Below are 21,250 nucleotides of genomic sequence, written 5' to 3'. Positions count from 1 at the left end.
GAGACATCGGTGATGCGCTTGTTACTGGTCGAAGACGATCCCGCACAGATCGCGGCCCTGTTGCCGGCCCTGAACGCCGCCGGCTTCGCGGTCGATCAGGCCCAGGACGGCGTGATCGGCGAGCGCTTGGGCGAGATGGAACCCTATGACGTCATCGTGCTCGATCTCGGCTTGCCCAAGCGCCCTGGCCTGGAGATTCTGCGGCACTGGCGCGCCCGTGGTCTGGCCGTGCCGGTCCTGATCCTGACTGCGCGCGATGCCTGGCATGAGCGTGTCGACGGACTCAAAGCCGGCGCCGACGACTATCTGGGCAAGCCCTTCCATGTCGAGGAGCTGATCGCGCGTCTCAACGCCCTGACGCGCCGCGCGGCGGGCAATCTGCGCCCGGCGCTCGCCGTCGGCGGTCTGTCGCTCGACGAGGATCGACAGCAGGTCACTCGTCCCGACGGCGAGATTCGCGAACTGACCGGAACCGAGTTCCGGCTGTTGCGCTATCTGATGCTCAACCCAGGGCGCATCCTGTCGAAGACGCAGCTCCTGGAGCACGTCTACGAGCTGGAGGCCGAGCGTGGCGACAATCTGATCGAAGTCTATGTGCGGCGCCTGCGCGAGAAGATCGGCCGCGACCACATCCAGACCCTGCGCGGCCAGGGCTATCTGCTGAAACGATGACGTCGCTGGAAGGCCGACTCCACCTGGGACTGGCGCTCAGTCTGGCGCTGCTGATCGGCGGCGCCTGGTGGCTCGGACACATCGCTCTGCATCACACCGCCAACGCCTTCGTGCTCGCGCGTCTGGAGCACGACACGGAGGCTCTGGTCGGCGCGCTCCGATTCGACGCACAGGGAAGACCGCGCCTGGAATCACCGCGCCTCACACCCGTCTACGAGCAACCCTACTCGGGGCATTACTTCGTCATTGCTTCGGCGACGGGCGAGTCTCTGCGTTCGCGCTCGCTATGGGATACGGATCTCGAGGTTCCGACCCTGCATCCCGGCGAGACACGACACTGGACCTTGCCGGGGCCGGCCGGACAGCCGCTCCTGGCCTGGGCGGAAGGCTACCGCTTCGGCGAGCACGATCTGGTCGTGGCCTTCGCCGAGGACATCACACTGCTGACGGCCGAACTGCGCCACTTCGAGCGTCTGTTCGCCGTCATGGCGGTGCTGGGGTTGATGGTGATCCTGCTGATCCAGCGCCTCATCGTGCGCCGCGCCTTCGCCGGCCTGCGGCCCATCTACCGCGACATCGAGCAGCTCGAACGCGGGCGCATCGTTACCCTGAGCGAGGACGTGCCGCGCGAGATGCAGCCGTTGGTGCGCAAACTCAACCGTCTGCTGATCCTGCTCGGTCAGCGTCTGGAACGCTCGCGGACAGCGGCGGGCAATCTGTCTCATGCGCTCAAGGGACCATTGGTCCTTCTGCGCCAGTACCTGAGTGATCCGAAGTTACATCTGACGCCCGAGACACGCGCCGGGCTGCTCGATCAGGTCGAGCATCTGCGCCGGATCGCCGAGCGTCAGCTCAAGCGCGCGCGTCTGGCCGGGGCGGGCGGCGTGGGTGAGTTCTTCGAGCCGGCCGCCGAGCTGCCGGTGCTCAAGCGCCTGCTCGAACGCATCCATTCCGGGCGGTCGCTGCGGATCGATCTGGAGTGCGTGATCGATGCGCCCCTCGCCCTCGATCGCGAGGATATGCTGGAGCTGCTCGGCAATCTGCTCGACAACGCCTGCAAATGGGCGCGCGAGCGCGTGCGCGCCCGGCTCCATGTCGAGGCCGGGACACTGGTCCTGCTGGTCGAGGACGATGGTCCGGGCTGCTCGGAGGACGCCATCGCCGACATCACCGAGCGCGGGGTGCGACTCGATGAACAAGTCGGCGGGCATGGTCTGGGACTGGCGATCGTCAAGGAGATCGTCGCCGGTTATCAGGGTGTCCTGGGTTTCGACCGTGAGGGTGAACTCGGCGGGCTGCGCGTGGATGTCCGGCTGCCGCTCCAGGATCGCGGACTCGACGGACGCTGATCGATCGGGTTGGAGCGATCCGGCTCGGGTGAGCGAGTCCGCCGCCTCGAGGCGGGATGCTCGGATTCAGGTTGGTTTCAGTTTGGCGCTCTAGCATGGCGCCATGGACTCACATCTCCCTCACACGCCAAAGACCGATCATCGCCGCCGAGCGCGGCTGATCCTGTTCTGCCTGCTCCTGGGCTCGACCACGGCGGACGCCGGCACGCTGGGCGAGGCGATCGACTCGGCGCTCGATCTGGAAGGCCAGCGCGCGCGGGTCGGTGCGCTTCGCGACGAAGGCGAGGCCACGCGCCGTCAGGCCGAAAGCCTGGTGGCCAGCGATCCGGGACTCCGCGTGAAACATCTGAGCGATCAGGCGACCGCCAACAATGGCGCCTACGAGTGGGAGGCGATGGTCGAGCTGCCGCTCTGGATGCCGGGGCAGCGCACAGCGCGTCAGGCCGTCGCCGCCGCGCTCGGCGAGCAAGCCGAAACGCTCACCGGACTCCTGCGCTGGGAGATGGCCGGGCGGGTGCGCGAGGCGGTCTGGAACGCGCGTCTGACCCAGGGGCGAGCCGATCAAGCGGCTCAGGCGCTGGCGAATGCACGCGCCCTGGCGACGACGGTCGACAAGCGTCTGGCGGCCGGCGATCTGGCGCGCGTCGATGCCCTGGTGGCCCATCAGGCCGTGCTCGATCGCGAGGCCGAACACCAGTCAGCGCGGATGGAGGCCGACGAGGCGCTCGCGCGCTATCGCCATCTGACGGGACAGACGACTCTGCCCGACGACAGCGATGAGGCCGTGCCACCGGACCTGAGCGACCAGCTCCCGCCCGATCATCCGCTCATGCGCGAGGCCGACAGTGCCGTCGGGGTCGCGCGCCGTCAGCGCGACCAGGCGCGCAGCGAACGCACCGGCCATCCCGTCCTGAGCCTGGGTACCACAGTCACACGGGACGCACGCGGCGCCGATCAAAACACCGCGCTCCAGCTCGAACTCTCCATTCCCTTTGGACTCGCCAGCCAGTCCGCGCCAAGCATCGCCGCCGCCGAACGGGTTTATACCGAGCAGGCCAGCGAACGCCAGAGTCTACTGCGTCAGGCCGAGGCCGAACTCATCGCCGCGCATCTCGGTCGGCGCGGCGCCGCCGAATCGCTCGCGATCGCCGAACGGCGCCAGGAGGCCGCGCGCGAGGCATTCGCCCTGGTGCGCCGCGCCTTCGAACTCGGCGAGGCCGATCTCACGACCCTGCTGCGCGCCGAGGACAGTGCCCGCGAAGCCAATGTCGCGCTGGAATTGCGACGTCTCGAACAGGGCCGCGCCCGCGCCCGACTCAATCAAGCCCTGGGAGTCATTCCACAGTGATGCCGACGACTCGATCCAAACGGGCGTTGCCCGGTCTGGCGTTTTTGCTCCTGCTCGCTCCGCTCGGCGGCCGGGCGGGCGACACCATCCCCATGAGCGCCGAACAGCAACACGCGTTCAAGATCGACTGGGCCGCGCCCCAGGCCGCCACCGAACAGCATTCGCGCCGGTATCCCGCCGCCGTGGTCGTCCCCAATCCGCAACTGCGGGTGGTGGCCGCGCCCTGGAGCGGTGTGCTCGAACGTCTGCGGGTCGCCGAGGGCGAGGTGGTCAGCGCCGGTCAGATCCTGGCCGAGCTGCGCAGCCCCGCCTTGATCGAAGCTCAGAGCGCCTATCTGGAGTCGCTGATCCGGCTCGAACTCGCCGAGCGCGAACGCAACCGCGACCGCTCGCTCCAGCGTGAGGGTCTCATCGCCGAGCGGCGATTGGTCGAAAGCGAATCCAAATACCGCGAACAGGCCACTCTGGTCGATCACAAACGCCAGTTGCTCGAACTCGCCGGCCTCTCGGCCGATGACATCGCGACCCTGACCCGGACTCGGCGTCTGACCAGCGTGCTGCCGGTGCGTGCTCCGATCGGCGGCGTGGTCCTGGAGCAGTTGGTGAGCACCGGCCAGTCGGTCGACAGCGCCACCGCGCTCTATCGTCTCGGCGATCTCGATCCGCTGTGGCTGGAGATCCATGTCCCCGCCGACCAGGTCACCGGTCTCCAGGTCGGTGCGCGGGTGTGGCCGACCGCCCAGCCGGATCTCGCCGGACGGCTCATCACCATCGGTCAGTGGGTCGACGAGCGCGATCAGGGCGTGGTGGTGCGCGCCGAGATCCACGATCCGACCGGCCAACTGCGTCCGGGGCAGTTCGTGGAGGTGCAGTTGGCGACCGCAACGGCGACCGAGACGGCAGGCTGGCGGCTGCCGGCGGCGGCCCTGGTGCGTCAGGGTGCGGAGGTCTACGTGTTCGTCGCCCGTCCCGGCGGCTTCGAGGCGCTGCCCGTGACCCTGCTCGCCCGCGAGGAACAGGACGCTGTGGTGAGTGCGGCCGCGTTGAGCGCCGAGGATCGCGTGGCCATCACCGGCGTGGTGGCGCTCAAGGCCGCCTGGCTGGGAGGCGAGTGATGCTCGCGCGTCTGATCCAGTTCGCGCTCACCCAGCGGCTACTGATGCTGCTGGTCGTGGCGCTGCTCATCGGCGGCGGCTGGCGCGCCGTTCAGCTCACGCCCATCGACGCCTTTCCCGACGTCTCGACCACTCAGGTCAAGATCATCGTCAAGGCGCCGGGCATGACGCCCGAGGAAGTGGCCGCGCGCATCACCAGTCTGATCGAGGTCGAGATGCTGGGTCTGCCGCGTCAGACCATGCTGCGCTCGATCGCCAAGTACGCGCTCACCGACATCACCATCGATTTCGCTGAGGGGACCGACATCGTCTGGGCGCGTCAGCAGGTCGCCGAGCGGCTCAACAGCGTCTGGGGCAATCTGCCCGAGGGCGTCGAAGGCGGGATCGCGCCCATGACCACGCCCCTGGGCGAGATGTTCATGTTCAGCATCGAGGGCGGTTCGCTCAGTCTCGCCGAGCGGCGCGACCTGCTCGACTGGACCATCCGTCCCGCCCTGCGTTCGGTGCCCGGCGTGGCCGACGTCAACGCGCTCGGCGGTTTCGTGACCACCTTCGAGGTGGTGCCGGACAATGCGCGGCTCGCAGCGCGCGGCCTCAGTCTGGACCAGCTGCGCGAGGCTATCGCAGCCAACAACCGTAACGACGGCGCCGGCCGGCTCGATGAAGGCGAAGAAGTCTTGCTGGTGCGCAGTGCCGGCGCCATCCAGACGCTCGACGATCTGGGCGCGATCGTGGTCGGCGGCGACACCCGCCAGCCGGTGCGCGTGGCCGATGTCGCCGAGGTCCGGCTCTCGGCCCTGACCCGCTATGGCGCCGTGACCCGCAATGGTCAGGGCGAGACGGTCCAGGCGCTGGTGCTGGCGTTGCGCGGCGCCAATGCGCGCGCCCTGGTCGACGGCATCCAGGCCAAGCTCGATGAACTGGCGCCCAGTTTGCCCGAGGGCGTCAGGCTCGATGTCTTCTACAACCGCGGCATGCTGGTCGAGCGCGCGGTCCATACCGTCTCCAAGGCGCTGATCGAGGCCACGGTCCTGGTCATCGTGCTGCTGGTGCTCTTTCTCGGCGATGCGCGCGCGGCCCTGACCGTGGCCCTGATCCTGCCGCTGGCGGCACTGGCGACCTTCATCCTGATGCAGCAGTTCGGACTCTCGGCCAATCTGATGTCGCTCGGCGGACTGGCGATCGCCATCGGTATGCTGGTCGATGCCGCCGTGGTGGTGGTCGAGAACGTCGTCACCCAGCTCGCCCGGGGCGGGTCGGGTCGGCGTCTGCCGCGCCTGCACCTGATCTATCGCGCCACGCGCGAGGTCGCGGTGCCTGTGTCCTCGGGCATCCTGATCATCATCATCGTCTTCCTGCCGCTGCTGACGCTCCAGGGACTGGAGGGCAAGCTGTTCGTGCCGGTGGCCCTGACCATCGTCTTTGCGCTCGCCAGCGCGTTGCTGCTCTCGCTCACCGTCATCCCGGTGCTGTCCTCCTATCTGCTCAAGGCCGGGCATGGCGAACACGAGCCCTGGCTGCCGCGGATGCTCGGGCGTCTCTATGCCCCGGTGCTGACGGCGGCCCTGCGTCATTCGCGCTGGGTGATCGCCGCCGCCATCCTGATGCTGGTAGTCGCCGGCTATGTCTACACCCTGATCGGCAAGGCCTTCATGCCGACGCTCGACGAGGGCAACCTGATCGTGCAGCTCGAAAAGCTGCCCTCGATCACTCTGGCCGAGTCGATCGCCATCGATCAACGGGTCCAGCGCGCCATCCTCGAAGAGGTCCCGGAGGTCGAGTCCATCGTCGCCCGCGCCGGTTCGGACGAGCTGGGCCTCGATCCCATGGGACTCAATCAGACCGACAGCTTCCTCGTCCTCAAGCCGATGGACGAATGGCGCGTGCCGGACAAGGAGGCGCTGGTCGAGTCGATCCGTCAGGTGCTCGAACGTTTCCCCGGCGTCGGATACGCCTTCACCCAGCCGATCGAGATGCGCGTCTCGGAGATGCTCACCGGCGTGCGCGGTGATCTGGCGGTCAAGATCTTCGGCCCGGACCCGGCGCGGCTCGACCAGCTCGCCGAGTCCGTGGTCGGCGTGCTCCAGGGCATCGACGGCGCCCAGGACGTCTACACCCCACGCAACGCGGGTGCGCAATATCTGAATCTGGTCGTCGATCGTCTGGAGACCGGACGGCTCGGCATCGATGCCGACGCGCTCGCCGGGACGCTGCGCGCCCAGGTCGAGGGCATCACGGTCGGCACCGTCTATCTGGAAGGCAAGCGGCGACCCGTGGTGATCCGCGGCCCCGAGGATCTGCGCCAGTCACCGGCGCGCTTCGCCGGTCTGCGCATGGCCGCGCCCGAGGGCGGCTCGGTTCCGCTGACCAATCTCGCGCGACTCGAGCGCATCGAGGGGCCGGTCGCCCTGACCCGCGAACGCGGCAACAACCTGGCGGTGGCCATCGCCAACGTCGGGGGGCGCGATCTGGTCGGCTTCGTCGAGGAGGCGCGGCGCGCCGTGAGCGAGCAGGTCGAGCTGCCGTCCGGCTACTGGCTCGAATGGGGCGGCGAGTTCGAGAACCAGCAGCGCGCCGCCGCGCGTCTGGCGCTGGTGGTGCCGATCGCGCTGGGGCTGATCTTCCTGGTGCTGTTCTCGACCTTCGGCTCGGTCAGTCAAGCGCTGCTGGTGCTCTCGAACGTACCCTTCGCGCTCATCGGCGGGGTGTTCGCGCTGGCGCTCACCGGGGAATATCTCTCGGTGCCGGCCTCGGTCGGCTTCATCGCCCTGCTCGGTATCGCCGTGCTCAACGGCGTGGTGATGCTGACCTATTTCAATCAGCTGCGCGCGCTCGGGCGGCCGATGGAGGTGGTCGTGGTCGAGGGCGCACAGCGGCGTCTGCGTCCGGTGCTGATGACGGCCAACATCGCCGCCTTCGGTCTCGTACCGCTGCTGTTTGCCACCGGCCCAGGTTCCGAGATCCAGCGCCCGCTGGCCATCGTGGTCATCGGCGGCCTGCTCAGCGCCACCCTGCTGACCCTGATCCTGTTGCCCATCCTCTATCGGCGCTTCGGTGATCGGCGGCGCGTGAAGCGCGCCGCCGTGCCGCCCGCCGCAGAGCCAGGGGCGGCCGCCACTCAGCCCGGAGCCATCGATCATGTCTGACACCGTGCTTTATCTGGTCATCCCGCCACGCGCCGAGGATCTGCTGACCGAATGGCTGCTCGAACGCGAGGACGTGCCCGGATTCACCAGCCTGCCGGTGTCCGGTCACGGTTCCTCGGAGTCCTCAATGAGTCTCGCCGAACAGGTCGCGGGGCGCAGTCGGCGGGTGCTGTTCATGCTCCATCTGCCGCTGTCGGTCGCCGAGACGCTGCTGGCGGAACTGGCCGAGGAGTTCCGGGGCGGCGATGTGCATTACTGGCTGGTTCCGGCCTTGAAGTCCGGGCGGCTCAACACCTGATGGGGCGCGTTCGACACGGATTCGCCCCTGATCTCACGCTGACGACGAACCGAGGTAAGACAGCATGCGTCTGAATCCCCACGCGATCATGTCCGGGCCGCTGGCCCTGGCCCTACTGCTCACGAGCACGACTCCGGAGGCGGCGAGTCCGAGCGCGTCGCTCAGTGTCGAGCGCTCATCGTCGAACCGCTTCACGGTCGGATTCGTCCAGGTCGACCCGGACGCAACGGCATCCACCCTGACCGTGCGCGGAACGGTCCGGCCACGGATTCCGGCGCGCGGCGCCATCCCGGGGCAGGTGCATATCACGGTTCTGGACGCCGACGGGCGCGCGCTGGCCGAAACCGACGCCAGCCTGATGCGTCGCAATCGTCAGGCTCAATCGGCGCATTTCCATGCACAGCTCGCCATCGATCCGCCGCCCGGCAGCCGGGTGCGCGTCGAGCATCGGCTCGACCGGCCTTGAGTCAGTCGGGTCGGCAAGCCATTTTGACGCCAGGGGTACTGGTGAACGGATGATCGACGAGGATGGTATGCCGACGACTAACCGGACGAAGCCGATTCACTCATTGACACTGGCCGGACTCCTGGCCGCCGCGCCGATCGTCCAGGCCGACGCGGATCTGGTGTCGCTCGGCAAGGCGCTCTTCTTCGATGCCACGCTCTCCGAGCCGCCCGGACAGTCCTGCGCGAGCTGTCATGCGCCGATCGCCGGCTGGACCAGCCCGGACAGCGCGCTCAATGCCGCCGGCGGTGTGCATGAGGGCGCGGTCGCCGGACGCTTCGGCAACCGCCGTCCACTGATGGCGGCTTACGCCAGCTTCAGTCCGCCGCTGCATCTCGATGACGAGGAAGACCACTTCGTCGGCGGTAACTTCTGGGATGGCCGCGCCACCGGCTGGTTGCTCGGTCATCCGACGGCCGAGCAGGCACAGGGGCCGTTTCTCAATCCGGTCGAGCAGAATCTGACGGATGATGCCGAACTCGTGCGGCGTGTCTGTGCCGGACCCTCGGGCGGCGCGCTGCGTGCCTGGTTCGGCGAGTCGGTGTGCGCCAATCCGACCGATGGCTTCAATGCCATCGCCCAAGCGTTGCTGGCCTTCGAATCATCGCCGGAGATGAACGCCTTCAGTTCCAAGTACGACCACTACCTCAAGGATCCGCAACGCTATCCGCTCACCGAACAGGAGCGGCTCGGTCTGGAACTTTTCGAACGCGAGGACAAGGGCAACTGTGCCGCCTGTCATCCGCACACCCCCGGACCCAACGGCGAGCCGCCGCTCTTCACCGACTTCACCTATGACAATCTCGGTGTCGGGCGCAACCCGGACAACCCGTGGTACCGGCAGAGCGAGCGCAATCCCGAAGGCGCAGCCTGGCGCGATCCCGGACTCGGCGGTTTCCTCAAGACGGTGCCGCGCTTCGCCGATCGCGCCGAAGAGAACCTGGGCAAGTTCAAGGTGCCCAGTCTGCGCAATGCCGATCTTCGACCCTCTGAAGGCTTCGCCAAGAGCTACATGCACAACGGCGCCCACAAGAGTCTGGAAGAGGTGGTCCACTTCTACAACACCCGCGATACCAAGCCGGTGTGCGAGCGGATCGATGCGCCCGAGCCGGGCCAAAACTGCTGGCCCGAGCCTGAGATCGCGGCCAACGTCAACACCGATGAACTCGGTAAGCTGGGACTGAGCGCCGAGGAGGAAGCGGCCATCGTCGCCTTCATGCGCACGCTCAACGATGGCTGGATTCCGCCCGTCGATTGAGTCGCTCAGCGCGGAATCTCAGGAGTCCATCGCCTCGCGGCCGAGACTGACCGGATCCTGATGGATGAGGATGTCGGAGTCCGGGTAACGCTCCCGGATCCGCTCCTCGACCGCGCGCGTGATCTGATGGGCCTGACTCAGTGGCAGCGCGTCGTCGAGTTCGAGATGCAACTGGATGATCAGCGACTGTCCGGACTGGCGCGTGCGCAGTCCATGTGCACCGCAGACCTCAGGTATGGCGCGCGCCAGTTCCAGGATCTGCCAGCGTGCTTCATCGGGCAGTTCGCGATCCATCAACATCTCAACGGCGTCGCGTCCGATCCGCGCGGCGCTCCACAGGATATAGAGGCCGATGGCCAGCCCCAGGAGCGGATCGATCCACGACCAGCCGAGACCGGCCAGCCCGAGCGCGACCAGGGTGGCCGAGTTGGTGGCCAGGTCGGTGGCATAGTGCAGGGCATCGGCGCGGATCGCGGGCGATCCGGTACGCCGGATGACATGGCGCTGGAGCGCGAGCAGCGCCAGCGTGACCAGTATAGCGAAGGTGATCACGCCCAGACCGACACCGATCTCGGTCAGCGGGCGTGGATGCAGGAAGCGGTCGACGGCCTGCAAGCCGAGAAACAGCGCCGAGCCGGCGATGAAGGCCGACTGCCCGAGCGCGGCCAGGGCCTGCGCCTTGCCATGCCCGAAACGATGCTCGGCATCCGGTGGCCGCAACGACCAGCGCACGGCAAGCAGCGTCAGCAGGGAGGCCATGGCATCCATCGCCGAGTCCATCAGGGAGGCCAGGACCGTGATGGACCCGGTCATCCCCCAGGCAATGACCTTGACCAGGATCAGCAGGCCGGCGGTGCTCACCGACGCCCAGGTCGCCAGTCGCAGCAGCCGGGCGGTTTCAGCCGACGTTGTCGGTGTGCGTGACTCGATGGACATGCTCAATCCTTCCAGCGTCCCAGGCCGGGGATCTCGATCTGACGCTCATCGAAGATCCCACGGTCGGCGCCGATGTGACAACGGTTGCACTGACTGAAGCTGCCGACCTCGGGGTTATCCGTGACCAGACGTGCCGGAATCCGATGATGCTTGCGGATGAAATAGGGTGTCTCGGTGATGCGCGGCAGGCCGGTGTCGGATCGCGCCGCACCGGGCACGGCGAAGGCCCGCTCGCGGATGCGCGCCGATCCGTCGGCGGCGTTGGCCATCAGATAACCCCGCAACTCGGCGACCAGCGCATCCGGCAGCGAGGCGTCATCCCCATAGTGATCGGCGAGTGACTCGGGCGCCAGGAGCCGGCTCCAGGACGCCGCCGGCAGGACGCCGGGCGGATAGGCCAGATGGCAGGAACCGCACTCCTGGAGATAGGCCGGCTGAGTGGCCGGAGCGATGTTCGGAAACATCCGCAGCCAACGGCGCCAGTCCCGAGGCTCGTCGTCCGTGGCCGCCAGGGCAGCGCCGGTCGCGACGAGCAACAGACCCATCAGCACAAACCGGGCGATGAAAGGACGGGTAGGCATGGTATCGGCTCTCCAGGTCTAATGTGTCGCGAAACGCTCACTCGATCTCTTTCCGCTTGTAGCCGCTGATCATGGCGCCGATCAGGTTCTCGTGATGCAGCAGGCTGGAGACGAGCACCCCGGCCACATGGATCAGGATCAGACCGAGCGTGAGATTGGCGAACACCTCATGGGTCTCTTCCAGGGCATCGCCCCAGAACGCCGGCAGACCACGCATCACATCAGCCAGCGGACCGGCGAATTCCTCGGCGCCATAGAGCGCCAGACCACTGATCCCGGTGGCGGCGACACTGATCAGGAGCAGCAGGATCATGGCTCCGCCGGCCGGATTGTGCCCCAGATAACGCGGTGCGCGCAGACTCACGACATCGCGCAGATAGGCCAGCACCGCGCCCGGACCGCGCACGAAGTCGCTGAAGCGCGCATGGCGCGTGCCGATCAGACCCCACACCAGACGCACGGCGACGAGGGCGAGCACCAGATAGCCGGCCCAGACATGGACGCCGAGCAGGTCGTCCTCGACGATGAAGGCGGTGGCGAATCCGGCCACCAGTGACCAATGGAACACGCGCACCAGAGGATCCCAGACGCGAATCCGCTCGGATGTCTTCGGTTCGGAATGATGGGGCAGGGTGGTCGTGTCAGTCGGATAGTCGTTCGGCATGGCTGGGTTCTCCGTACAGGATGTCATGATCGGTTCGTCGGTTCGGGCGTGTCTCCGCCCTGGACCGGCAGATTAACCAAAGGCGCCTGACTGAAGACTGGCAACTGCTGTCAGCCTTTTGTCAGGCAGTCCTCCGTAAGCTGTCGGCACAGCCTGACCCAGCTGGCGGGAACCCCGACCGGCGCCAGGCTGACCGATCACGAACGGAGAACCGACCATGAAACGACACCTCGCCACCGTCCTGCTCAGTGCAAGCACCCTGATCCTGCCGGCCACGCTCTGGGCGGCCGATCCAGCCGCCGGTGCGGCGGGTTGGACCAAGGAATATCCGCAGGCGGACGGATCCGCACCACGCAGTTGCGTGACCTGTCATGGCAGAGACCTGACCCAACCGGGACGTCAGGCCAACACCGGCAAGGTCATCGAACCCATGGCGCCCTCGGTGAATCCACAGCGCCTCACCGATTCCGCCAAGATCGAGAAATGGCTGACCCGCAACTGCCGCTGGACCCTGGGACGCGAGTGCACCGCCAATGAAAAGGCGGATTTCATCGCCTACATCAAGACTCAATGAGCCGGAGAATCGACACATGAACCCGTTTCCATTGAAATCCGTCCTGACACTCCTGCTCACTGGGGCTCTGGCCATGGGCACGGCCCATCTGGCGTTCGCCGACGATGACGACGATGATGACGACGACGAGCGCGGCCGCGAGAAAAGCAGCTTGTTCGAGTCGCGCCAGGCGCTGGCACCAGCCGTCAACGCCACCTACAGTCAGGAGTGCGGCTCCTGCCACATGGCCTACCCGCCCGGTCTGCTCCCGCCGCAGGCCTGGGCGCAGATCATGACGCCGGAGGCGCTAGCCAATCATTACGGTGACGATGCCAGTCTGTCGGAGGAACTGCGTACCGAGATCAGCACCTTCCTGGGAGCCAACGCCGCCAATGTGATGTTGCAGATGGTCCCAAGCGGTGCTAGCAACGCGGGCGCGGCCTCTAGTCTGCCGCGCATCACCGAAAGCGTCGACTTCAAGCGCGAGCACGACGAGATCCCGGCCCGTCTGGTGACGGGCAACCCGGAGGTCGGCAGTTTCAGCCAGTGCAACGCCTGTCATCGCAAGGCCGCCGAAGGCAATTACGACGAACGCTGGATCGACATTCCGGGTCATGGTCCCTGGAAGGACTGAGTCCGGACGCCAAGCACAGAACCATGACGCCAACCTCCGCGATGCGCTTCGTCATCCTCATGGGCCTCCTGAGCCTGTTCGGGCAGGTGAATGCCGATCCTCAGGCGGATCACGAGCGCGCGCGCGAGGCGCGTCTGCGTGACGAGATCCGACCGATCGCCGAGATCCTGCATCATATCGGCGAGCAGATACCGGGGCAGGTGATCGGGCTCGAACTCGAACGCGAGAAGCGCACCGGCCAGCCGGTCTGGATCTACGAAATCAAGATCCTGACTCCGGACGGGCGCCGGTTGGAAATCGAGGTCGATGCCCGTGATGGACACATCCTGGAACTGGAGGACGACGACTGATGCGCCTGCTGTTGGTAGAAGACGACGACCAGGTCGCCGAGACGGTGACGGCCGGCCTGACGGCTGCCGGTTTCCTGGTCGAACGCGCGCGCGAGGGGCGTGAGGCCTGGTTCATGGGCGACACCGAACCCTATGCCGCCGCCATCCTGGATCTCGGTCTGCCGGGACTCGATGGGCTGTCGGTGCTGCGCCAGTGGCGCGCCGCCGGTCAGCGGCTGCCGGTGCTGATCCTGAGCGCGCGCGGCGACTGGACCGAGCGCGTCGAGGGCATCGAGGCCGGCGCCGACGACTATCTGCCCAAGCCCTTCCGGTTCGAGGAACTGCTCGCGCGCGTGCGGGCGCTGGTCCGCCGCGCTGCCGGACAACCGGCGCCCGTGCTCGTCCATGGCCCCTTCCGGCTCGACACCCGACGCCAGACCCTGAGCCGCGACGGTCTGCCCATCCATCTCTCGCCCCAGGAATACCGTCTGGTCAGCTATCTGATGCAGCAGGCCGGGCGCGTCGTCTCGCAACAGGAGCTGACCGAGCAGCTCTATGCCCAGGACTTCGAGCGCGACTCCAACTCGGTCGAAGTGCTGGTCGGGCGGGTGCGGCGCAAGCTGGGGGCCGAACTGATCCAGACCCGGCGTGGTTTCGGCTATCTGATCGAGGTGGATGACGCCTCGCATACCCCATGATCGCGAACCCGGAATTCAAGCTCGCATGAGGCGCCGATCACTCCGGGCGCGACTCTGGCTCAGCGCGCTGATCTCGATCACGCTGGCCCTGCTGATCGCCTGGCTCGGGCTAGCGAATCTCTTCGAGCGCCATGTCGAGCGTCATCTCGGCGTCGAACTGGAGGTGCGGCTCAATCAGCTCGCTGCCGCCGTCGAGATCTCGCCCGACGGCTCGATCCGTCTGACCCAGGAACCCCAGTCTCCCGCGTTCGCTCAACCCCTGAGCGGTCACTATTGGCAGATCGACCGTCCCGGTCAGTCTGGCGCCCTGCGTTCGCGTTCGCTCTGGGACGAGGTGCTGATCCTGCCGGATGACAATCTGGCTCCAGGCGTGATCCATGCCCATCGTCTGCCGGGACCGGCCGGACAATCGCTCCTGGTGCGCGAGCGGCGCATCCGGGTCTCGGCGGACCCCGAGCCGGTCGAACTGCGCCTGATCCTGGCCCAGGATCGGGCCGAACTGCTCGCCGCACGCGCCAACTTCACCGCCGACATGCGCCCTTATCTGGGGCTGATCGCGCTTCTGCTCACCCTGGCCACCCTGGTCCAGATCCAGACCGGACTGGCGCCTCTGGAAGCGTTGCGCCGCGAGGTCGGCGCCATCCGCGCCGGTCGTGCTGCACGTCTGGTCGCGCAGGGCGCCGAAGAGGTCCGGCCGCTGGTCGCCGAGCTCAACGCCCTGCTTGAAGCCCGTGAACGCTCGGTCGAGCGGGCGCGTGCCTGGACCGCCGATCTCGCCCACGGACTCAAGACCCCGCTCAGCGTGCTGGCGACTGACGCCGAGCGGCTGCGCCGTGCCGGTCATCCGGATCTGGCCGAGGACTTGGACCAACTGGCCCTGACCATGCGTCGGCGTGTCGAGCGCGAGCTGATCCGCGCGCGCGTGCGTTCCGGCCATCCGCCGCATGCCGCGCGTGCCGAGGTCGTCGAGAATCTCAAGCGTCTGCTACGCACCCTGGAGCGCACTCCCGCCGGCGAACGGATCGACTGGCGGATCACGGCTCCCGAGCCGGTCGCCGTGGCGCTGATGGCGGACGATCTGCTCGAACTGCTCGGCAATCTGCTGGAGAACGCGGCCAAGTGGGCGCGTGACCGGGTCGAGATCCAGGTGTCGACCTCACCGGAAGTCGAGGGACAGGTCGAGATCCGCATCGCCGACGATGGCCCCGGAGTGCTCCCGGAACACTGGCCAAGGCTCGGCGAGCGTGGCCTGCGACTCGACGAGCGTCAGGCCGGCACGGGATTGGGACTGGCCATCGTGCGCGACGTGGTCGAAGCCTATGGCGGCACGCTCGGCTTCGGTTGCGCCGAGGCGGGCGGTCTGCTGGTATGGGTCAGATTGCCGGGGACGGAAATCGCCTGAACCCGGTCTGTCGCTCCCCCCATCGCCATCAATCGGCCCGAGTGACGGGCGCCGGTCGACGCGCGATTGCCCCGTGCGTTGACCGCCGATCCAACAGTCGCTACCCTCAAAAGCCCGGCATCCTGTCTCAGACCCTTCCGGATCGCCTGAATGTCCTACCCGTCAATCGCTGCAAGCAGCGCCCCGCCGTCCAGGTACGGAAACAGATGACGCTCAATCGTAAGGTCACGCTCCTCTTCGTTGCCCTGGCGACGAGCATCCTGGTGGCGCTGGTGATCATCTCACTCTATGCCTTCCGCTCGTTTGCGCTGACATCATCGACGGCCCATGTCAAAACCGCCGCCGAGATCGTCCGCGTGCATCTCACCGAGTCGATGATCAACGGCACCATCGGTAAACGCGAGCAGTTTCTCGAACGCCTGATGGAAGTGCAGGGACTGAGCATGGCGCGGGTGATCCGTTCGCCTCTGGTGAGCAAACAGTTCGGCGAAGGACTGCAACGCGAGATGGTCGCCGACCGCATCGAGGCACAGGTTCTGCGCGACGGCCAACCGAGGTTCAGCATCATCGATGAGATCGGCGAGCCGGTGTTTCGCGGAACCATCCCCTATATCGCCAGCTCGCGCGGCACCCCGAATTGTCTGCAATGCCATCAGGTGAACGAGGGCGACGTCCTGGGCGCCGTCACCATCGAGCTGCTGTTGTCCGGGTTGCGCAAACATGCGATGACCAGCGTGGTGAGCATCATCATCACGGTCGCGGTGTTTTCGCTGCTGGCGATCGTCGGGGCACGGCGGTTGATGCTGCCGGTCGGCGACACGGCCACCGAGATTGGCGAGGTGGTGCAACGGGCGCTCAAAGGTCAGTTCAAGGCGCGGGTCACGCAGCGCACCACGGACGACATCGGCCTCATCGCCGCCCACGTCAATCGGCTGCTGGGCTATCTGGAACAGGGGCTGGCGAGCATCGTCGAGCGCGTCGCCCAACTGACGGGACGCATGCCCAGCGGCATCGACAATCAGCTCGAAGCCACCATCGACATGGTCAACAGTCTGGCGGACGCGGCGACCTTCAAGATCACCATCGAGGAAGACGAAACCAAGGCCGAGATCTACGACCGGTTCGGTCGTCTGTTGACCGAGCGATTCGGTTTGCTCGAATACTCGTTCTACGAAACCCTGGACAATGGTCACTTGCAGGTGATCGCCGTCGATGGCGAGAACGGCCACGGCTGTCTGTGGTGCGATCCGCAGATCCTGGTGCGCGGTGAACGCTGCCGCGCCCGCCGCGCCGGGCATATGGTCGATGGACTGACTCAGGAGCACATCTGCACCGCGTTCGTTCCGGATGCGAAGGGCGGAGAGGTGCGGCGGCATTATTGTGTGCCGATCATTCAATCCGGTGTCGTGGGAGCCGTGGTGCAACTGGTCACACCCGCGACCACAGCCGCCTGTCTGGCGCTGCAAGTGCCCTATATCCTGATGTTCATCCGCGAAATGGCGCCGGTCCTGGAGGCCAAGCGGCTGACCGAGACCCTGCGCGAATCCTCGCTGCAGGATGCCATGACCGGGCTGCACAATCGACGCTTCCTGGAAGAATATGTCGAGACTCTGGTCGCGACGGCCAAGCGTCATCAAACCGGGCTGGCGATCCTGTTGCTGGACCTGGATTATTTCAAGATGGTCAACGATACCCACGGTCATGATGCCGGGGATGCGGTGCTCAAGTCGATCGCCGAACTGTTGAAACAAAATGTCCGCGCGTCCGATCTGGTCATTCGCTTCGGCGGCGAGGAATTTCTGATCCTATTGCCCGACACCGATGGGGCAGCGGCCTTGAAGGTGGCGGAAAAGATTCGCTCGGCCGTCGAACAATACAAATTCCGCATCGCCGGCGGCGAGCTGAAGAAAACGATCTCAGTCGGCGTAGCGCTGTTTCCCGAGGATAGTGAAACCTTCTGGCAGACGCTCAAATATGCCGATGTGGCCCTGTATCGGGCCAAGGACGAGGGACGAAACCGCGTGTTGCGCTTCGCGCCAGCGATGTGGCAGGACGAGAACGGCGGCTACTAAAAACGCTCCCTTGGTGCCGACTCGATAACACGGTAGAACCATGCACTGGCGCGCCATCATCCGGCTGTTCGGTCTGCTGTTGATGCTCTACAGCCTGAGCTTTCTGCCGTCGCTGGTCGTGGCGCTGATCTATCAGGATGGGCAGGGTCTGGTGTTCCTGGAGTCACTCCTGACAACCCTGAGTGCGGGTCTGCTGCTGTGGCTGCCGAACTACCATCGTGAGAGCGAACTCTCGGTGCGCGACGGTTTTCTGATCGTGGCGCTGTTCTGGGCGCTGCTCGGTGTATTCGGCGCACTGCCCTTCATTCTCGGGCTTCATCTGAGCCTGACCGATGCGGTCTTCGAGTCGATCTCGGGCTTCACCACCACGGGCGCGACCGTCATCGACGGACTCGACCGCTTGCCCAAGTCGATCCTCTACCACCGTCAGCAGATCCAGTGGCTCGGCGGCATGGGCGTGATCGTGCTGGCGGTGGCCATCCTGCCGCTGCTGGGCGTGGGCGGGATGCAGCTCTACCGGGCCGAGGCCTCGGGTGTGGCCAAGCACGAAAAACCGACACCGCGTATCGGCGAGACGGCACGCGTGCTCTGGTCGCTGTACTTCGGTCTGACGGCGGCCTGTGCGCTGGCGTTCTGGCTGTCCGGGATGACGGTGTTCGATGCCGTCGGCCATGCCTTCGCGACCGTGGCCACCGGCGGCTTCTCGACCCATGACGCCAGCCTGGGGCATTACGACAGCCCGCTGATCGAGGCGGTCGCCATCGTCTTCATGCTGGCCGGCGCCGTGAACTTCGCCATCCATTTCGTCGCCTGGCGCGATCTGGACGTCCGAGCCTATCTGCATGATTCGGAGACGCGCACCTTCGGGCTGATCGTCCTCGGCGGCTCGCTCTTCATCGCTGCCAGTCTGTACTGGGCGCAGGCCTATGCCGATGTCGGTTCAGCACTACGGCATGGCGTCTTCCAGGTCGTCTCCATCATGACCAGTACCGGATTCGGCACCGCGACCTTCGGCGACTGGCCACTGCACATTCCCCTGGTGCTGGTCATCCTGTCCTTCACCGGCGGCTGCGGCGGCTCGACGGCGGGCGGACTCAAGGTGCTGCGCGTGATGCTGCTGGTCAAGCTGGGGGTTCGTCAGTTGTTCCAGTTCGCCCATCCGCATGCGGTGCTGGAGGTCAAGATCGGCCGTCGCGTCATCAAGGAGGACGTGCTGCTGTCGGTCTGGGGCTTCTATGTGCTCTATATCGCGACCTGTCTGCTGCTGACTGTGGCCATGATGGCCGCCGGGCTGGATCTGGAATCGGCGTTCGGCGCGGTCTTCACCACGGTCAATCTCTGCGGGCCTGGATTGGGCGAGGTGGCCGTCACCTTCGCCACGGTCGACCCGGCGGTCAAGTGGCTGGGGGTCTTCGGGATGCTGGCGGGGCGGCTGGAGATCTTCACCCTGCTGATCCTGTTCATGCCGGCCTTCTGGCGGCAGTGAGTTCAGGCTGGTAGCGGTCAATGCTCGCCTTTGGTGCGCAGCAGCCCCGCCAGCCGGTTGCCCTGCTTCTGCGGACCGCCGCGCGGAAACAGCCGGTGCAGCCCCCGGTTGCCGCCGTCCTCGGCACCCCAGAGACGCCGGAAGTGCGCGATCATGTCGCGCACCGTCGCCTGGGCGCCGTGCCGGGCGAAGTGTTCGCGCAGAAAACGGATCACCTCCCAGTGCCGCTCGGTCAGGGTCAACCCCTCGTGTCTGGCCAGGGCGCGCGCGAAATCCTCCGACCAGTCGGCGGGATCGACCAGATAGCCCTCGCTGTCGGTCAGCACCTCACGCCCATCGACCGCGATCGTTTGGGTGGTCATGCTGGGATAGGCGTTGCTGCCGCTCGGAAACTCGCCGGGCATGCCCAGTGAGCTATGTTCGGATTGGGTGATCGACCAGAGCGCGATCGGAATCCGGCCATCCAGACGCCCGTGGTAGCGCTCAACGCCCGAGACCAGCACCTTGCCGCTGGCCGGCGGGAGATCGAAGCGCGCCACGCCGTCGCGATCGGTCAGGACCGGCGCGGTCTGGCTGTCCTCGGCATCGAGCCAGAGCGTGACCGGGGTCCGCTTGAGCGGCTCGTTGGTGGCTTTCATGATGACGGTGATTTCGATCATTTCGTCCTCCGAATCAGGTCAGCCCGGACGACCATCCGATCTGGCCTTCAGCAACACGGGCGCATGGGTCCAAGAGTGCGACCGTCAGCCTGTTTGGTTGATGCGTATAGATTAGATCCGCGCGCGCACCTCACCCTTGATATGGGTCAAACGGTGCGACCGAAGAACAATGCCGACCCCAAGCGCGCCCCAGTTAGTTCCACGCGCGGCGAATGTCGTACTTGCCCATCTTGTAGCGCAGCACTCGCTCGCTGATGCCGAGTCGCTCGGCGGCCTGAGTCTGGACCCAGTCGCTGTGTTCGAGCGCCTCGACGAGCAGGGCGCGTTCCATGGCATCGAGCCGCTCACGCAATTGTCCCGCGTCCGCTCCCTGGTTGCGCATGACCTCCTCGGGCAGGTCGCGCGGACGCAGGACGGAACCACGCGCCAGCGTCAGGCTCCGCTGGATGATGTGTTCGAGTTCGCGCACGTTGCCCGGATAGTCGTAGCGCATCAGCACATCGAGCGTCTCGGGCGCGAGCTGGATGGCACGCGGGGCATCGCGTGCGACGAAGTGCTCGATGAGCGCTGGGATGTCCTCGCGACGCTGGCGCAACGGCGGCAGCTTGATGTCGAGTACCTTGAGCCGGAAGTAGAGATCCTCGCGAAACTCACCGCCGGCACTGAGTGTGCGCAAATCGCGATTGGTGGCGGCCAGCACCCGCGTATCCACACTGATGTCACGCTCGCTGCCGACACGGTTGATGCGCTTTTCCTGGAGCGCACGCAGCAGCTTCGATTGCAGGGGCGGACTCAACTCGCCGACCTCGTCGAGAAAGAGCGTACCGCCGTTGGCGCGCTCGAAACAGCCGCGATGTGCGCGATCGGCTCCGGTGAAGGCGCCTTTCTCGTGGCCGAAGAGTTCGCTCTCGAACAGAGTGTCCGGGATGGCCGCGCAGTTGAGCGCGACGAAGGGCGACTCGCTCCGGGGGCTGAGCTGATGGATCAGACGGGCGAAGAGTTCTTTGCCGGTGCCGGTCTCGCCCTGGATCAGCACGCTCCAGGGGCTGTCGGCGAGTCGGCGCGCCATTGACAACGTTTCGCGCATCGCCGGGCTGGAGCCGATGATCGCGATCGGCCAGGACGTCTCGGTCAATGTCTCAGTCACCTCGACCACATCCTCGGCGATGGCCAGCTCCTGTTCCAGCCGCTCGATCTTGTCGATCAACTGGCTCAGATCGACCGGCTTCTCCAGAAAATCGTCGGCGCCCAGCTTCATCACCCGCACCGCCGTCTCAACCGCGCCATAGGCGGTGATGAGGATGGCGCGTACCAGCGGATTGATCGCCTGCAGTCGCGCCAGCACCTCGTCACCCGTCAGTCCGGGCATGCGATGGTCGAGCAGGGCCAATTGGATCGGCTCGCGCGCGAAGACGGTCAGGGCCTGTGTCCCATCGGCCGCTTCGAACACCGCGTGCCCGCGTTTGCGCAGGAAACCGGCCAGCAGTTCGCGCTGCATGGAATCATCGTCGGCGATCAGGATCTTCATGGTGGGCGTGGTCTACC

At 66.2% G+C, this 21,250-nt stretch carries 20 protein-coding genes; 15 read left to right on the top strand and 5 right to left on the bottom strand.

What is annotated here, in order from left to right:
* Positions 1-12: 12 nt before the first annotated feature.
* From HW932_RS08905 to HW932_RS08870, 8 genes are all read left to right on the top strand, one after another.
* The gene (locus tag HW932_RS08905) at positions 13-672 is read left to right on the top strand and encodes a response regulator transcription factor (RefSeq protein WP_176976142.1); all 660 of its coding nucleotides are present in this window, start codon (positions 13-15) and stop codon (positions 670-672) included.
* Positions 669-2,021 carry a sensor histidine kinase gene (locus HW932_RS08900; protein ID WP_176976141.1) on the top strand — a complete coding sequence of 451 codons (1,353 nt, stop codon included), beginning with the start codon at positions 669-671 and terminating at the stop codon, positions 2,019-2,021. Before HW932_RS08905 ends, HW932_RS08900 begins: the two co-directional genes overlap by 4 nt.
* A 103-nt stretch (positions 2,022-2,124) precedes the next feature.
* On the top strand, positions 2,125-3,369 hold the full coding sequence (locus tag HW932_RS08895; RefSeq protein ID WP_176976140.1) for a TolC family protein: 1,245 nt from the start codon (positions 2,125-2,127) through the stop codon (positions 3,367-3,369).
* The gene (locus tag HW932_RS08890) at positions 3,369-4,484 is read left to right on the top strand and encodes an efflux RND transporter periplasmic adaptor subunit (RefSeq protein WP_176976139.1); all 1,116 of its coding nucleotides are present in this window, start codon (positions 3,369-3,371) and stop codon (positions 4,482-4,484) included. The genes HW932_RS08895 and HW932_RS08890 overlap by 1 nt, the downstream gene beginning before the upstream one ends.
* Complete coding sequence (locus tag HW932_RS08885; RefSeq protein ID WP_176976138.1) at positions 4,484-7,630, top strand: efflux RND transporter permease subunit; 3,147 nt, start codon at positions 4,484-4,486, stop codon at positions 7,628-7,630. The genes HW932_RS08890 and HW932_RS08885 overlap by 1 nt, the downstream gene beginning before the upstream one ends.
* Positions 7,623-7,928, top strand: coding sequence for a DUF3240 family protein (locus tag HW932_RS08880; RefSeq protein ID WP_176976137.1), 306 nt, complete (start codon positions 7,623-7,625; stop codon positions 7,926-7,928). The genes HW932_RS08885 and HW932_RS08880 overlap by 8 nt, the downstream gene beginning before the upstream one ends.
* Positions 7,929-7,992: 64 nt before the next feature.
* Positions 7,993-8,394, top strand: a complete 402-nt coding sequence (locus HW932_RS08875; RefSeq protein ID WP_176976136.1) for a hypothetical protein — start codon at positions 7,993-7,995, stop codon at positions 8,392-8,394.
* Between the two features lie 67 nt (positions 8,395-8,461).
* Positions 8,462-9,691 carry a cytochrome-c peroxidase gene (locus tag HW932_RS08870; protein WP_176976135.1) on the top strand — a complete coding sequence of 410 codons (1,230 nt, stop codon included), beginning with the start codon at positions 8,462-8,464 and terminating at the stop codon, positions 9,689-9,691.
* Positions 9,692-9,709: 18 nt separating this feature from the next.
* Here the strand turns inward: HW932_RS08870 and HW932_RS08865 are convergent, their stop codons facing one another.
* The 3 genes from HW932_RS08865 to HW932_RS08855 are packed head-to-tail and all read right to left on the bottom strand — an operon-like array spanning position 9,710 to position 11,872.
* Positions 9,710-10,627 carry a cation diffusion facilitator family transporter gene (locus HW932_RS08865; RefSeq protein WP_176976134.1) on the bottom strand — a complete coding sequence of 306 codons (918 nt, stop codon included), beginning with the start codon at positions 10,625-10,627 and terminating at the stop codon, positions 9,710-9,712.
* Between the two features lie 2 nt (positions 10,628-10,629).
* A complete protein-coding gene (locus HW932_RS08860) occupies positions 10,630-11,208 on the bottom strand; it encodes a diheme cytochrome c (RefSeq protein WP_176976133.1) in 579 nt (192 codons plus the stop codon).
* A gap of 37 nt (positions 11,209-11,245) precedes the next feature.
* A complete protein-coding gene (locus HW932_RS08855) occupies positions 11,246-11,872 on the bottom strand; it encodes a cytochrome b/b6 domain-containing protein (RefSeq protein ID WP_176976132.1) in 627 nt (208 codons plus the stop codon).
* Positions 11,873-12,089: 217 nt separating this feature from the next.
* On the opposite strand from HW932_RS08855, the gene HW932_RS08850 reads away from it, so the two are divergent.
* From HW932_RS08850 to HW932_RS08820, 7 genes are all read left to right on the top strand, one after another.
* Positions 12,090-12,446 carry a DUF1924 domain-containing protein gene (locus HW932_RS08850; protein WP_176976131.1) on the top strand — a complete coding sequence of 119 codons (357 nt, stop codon included), beginning with the start codon at positions 12,090-12,092 and terminating at the stop codon, positions 12,444-12,446.
* Between the two features lie 16 nt (positions 12,447-12,462).
* On the top strand, positions 12,463-13,059 hold the full coding sequence (locus HW932_RS08845) for a diheme cytochrome c (RefSeq protein ID WP_176976130.1): 597 nt from the start codon (positions 12,463-12,465) through the stop codon (positions 13,057-13,059).
* Between the two features lie 23 nt (positions 13,060-13,082).
* A complete protein-coding gene (locus HW932_RS08840; protein WP_246296740.1) occupies positions 13,083-13,409 on the top strand; it encodes a PepSY domain-containing protein in 327 nt (108 codons plus the stop codon).
* Entirely contained in the window at positions 13,409-14,086 is a 678-nt protein-coding gene (locus HW932_RS08835; protein ID WP_176976129.1) for a response regulator transcription factor, read from the top strand. Before HW932_RS08840 ends, HW932_RS08835 begins: the two co-directional genes overlap by 1 nt.
* 25 nt (positions 14,087-14,111) lie before the next feature.
* Positions 14,112-15,488, top strand: coding sequence for a sensor histidine kinase (locus HW932_RS08830; RefSeq protein ID WP_176976128.1), 1,377 nt, complete (start codon positions 14,112-14,114; stop codon positions 15,486-15,488).
* Positions 15,489-15,694: 206 nt separating this feature from the next.
* Positions 15,695-17,560: a diguanylate cyclase gene (locus HW932_RS08825; RefSeq protein ID WP_176976127.1), complete on the top strand. Its 1,866-nt coding sequence runs from the start codon at positions 15,695-15,697 to the stop codon at positions 17,558-17,560.
* Positions 17,561-17,600: 40 nt separating this feature from the next.
* Positions 17,601-19,046, top strand: a complete 1,446-nt coding sequence (locus HW932_RS08820) for a potassium transporter TrkG (protein WP_176976126.1) — start codon at positions 17,601-17,603, stop codon at positions 19,044-19,046.
* Between the two features lie 17 nt (positions 19,047-19,063).
* Here the strand turns inward: HW932_RS08820 and HW932_RS08815 are convergent, their stop codons facing one another.
* Both HW932_RS08815 and HW932_RS08810 read right to left on the bottom strand, forming a co-directional pair.
* On the bottom strand, positions 19,064-19,705 hold the full coding sequence (locus HW932_RS08815) for a TusE/DsrC/DsvC family sulfur relay protein (protein WP_176976125.1): 642 nt from the start codon (positions 19,703-19,705) through the stop codon (positions 19,064-19,066).
* Between the two features lie 193 nt (positions 19,706-19,898).
* Positions 19,899-21,233 carry a sigma-54-dependent transcriptional regulator gene (locus tag HW932_RS08810; protein WP_176976124.1) on the bottom strand — a complete coding sequence of 445 codons (1,335 nt, stop codon included), beginning with the start codon at positions 21,231-21,233 and terminating at the stop codon, positions 19,899-19,901.
* Positions 21,234-21,250 lie beyond the last annotated feature (17 nt).

It is taken from the genome of Allochromatium humboldtianum (assembly GCF_013385175.1).
GTDB lineage: Bacteria > Pseudomonadota > Gammaproteobacteria > Chromatiales > Chromatiaceae > Thermochromatium > Thermochromatium humboldtianum.
The sequence above is the reverse complement of the archived record's forward strand: the minus strand, read 5'-3'. Positions and strand labels throughout refer to the sequence as shown.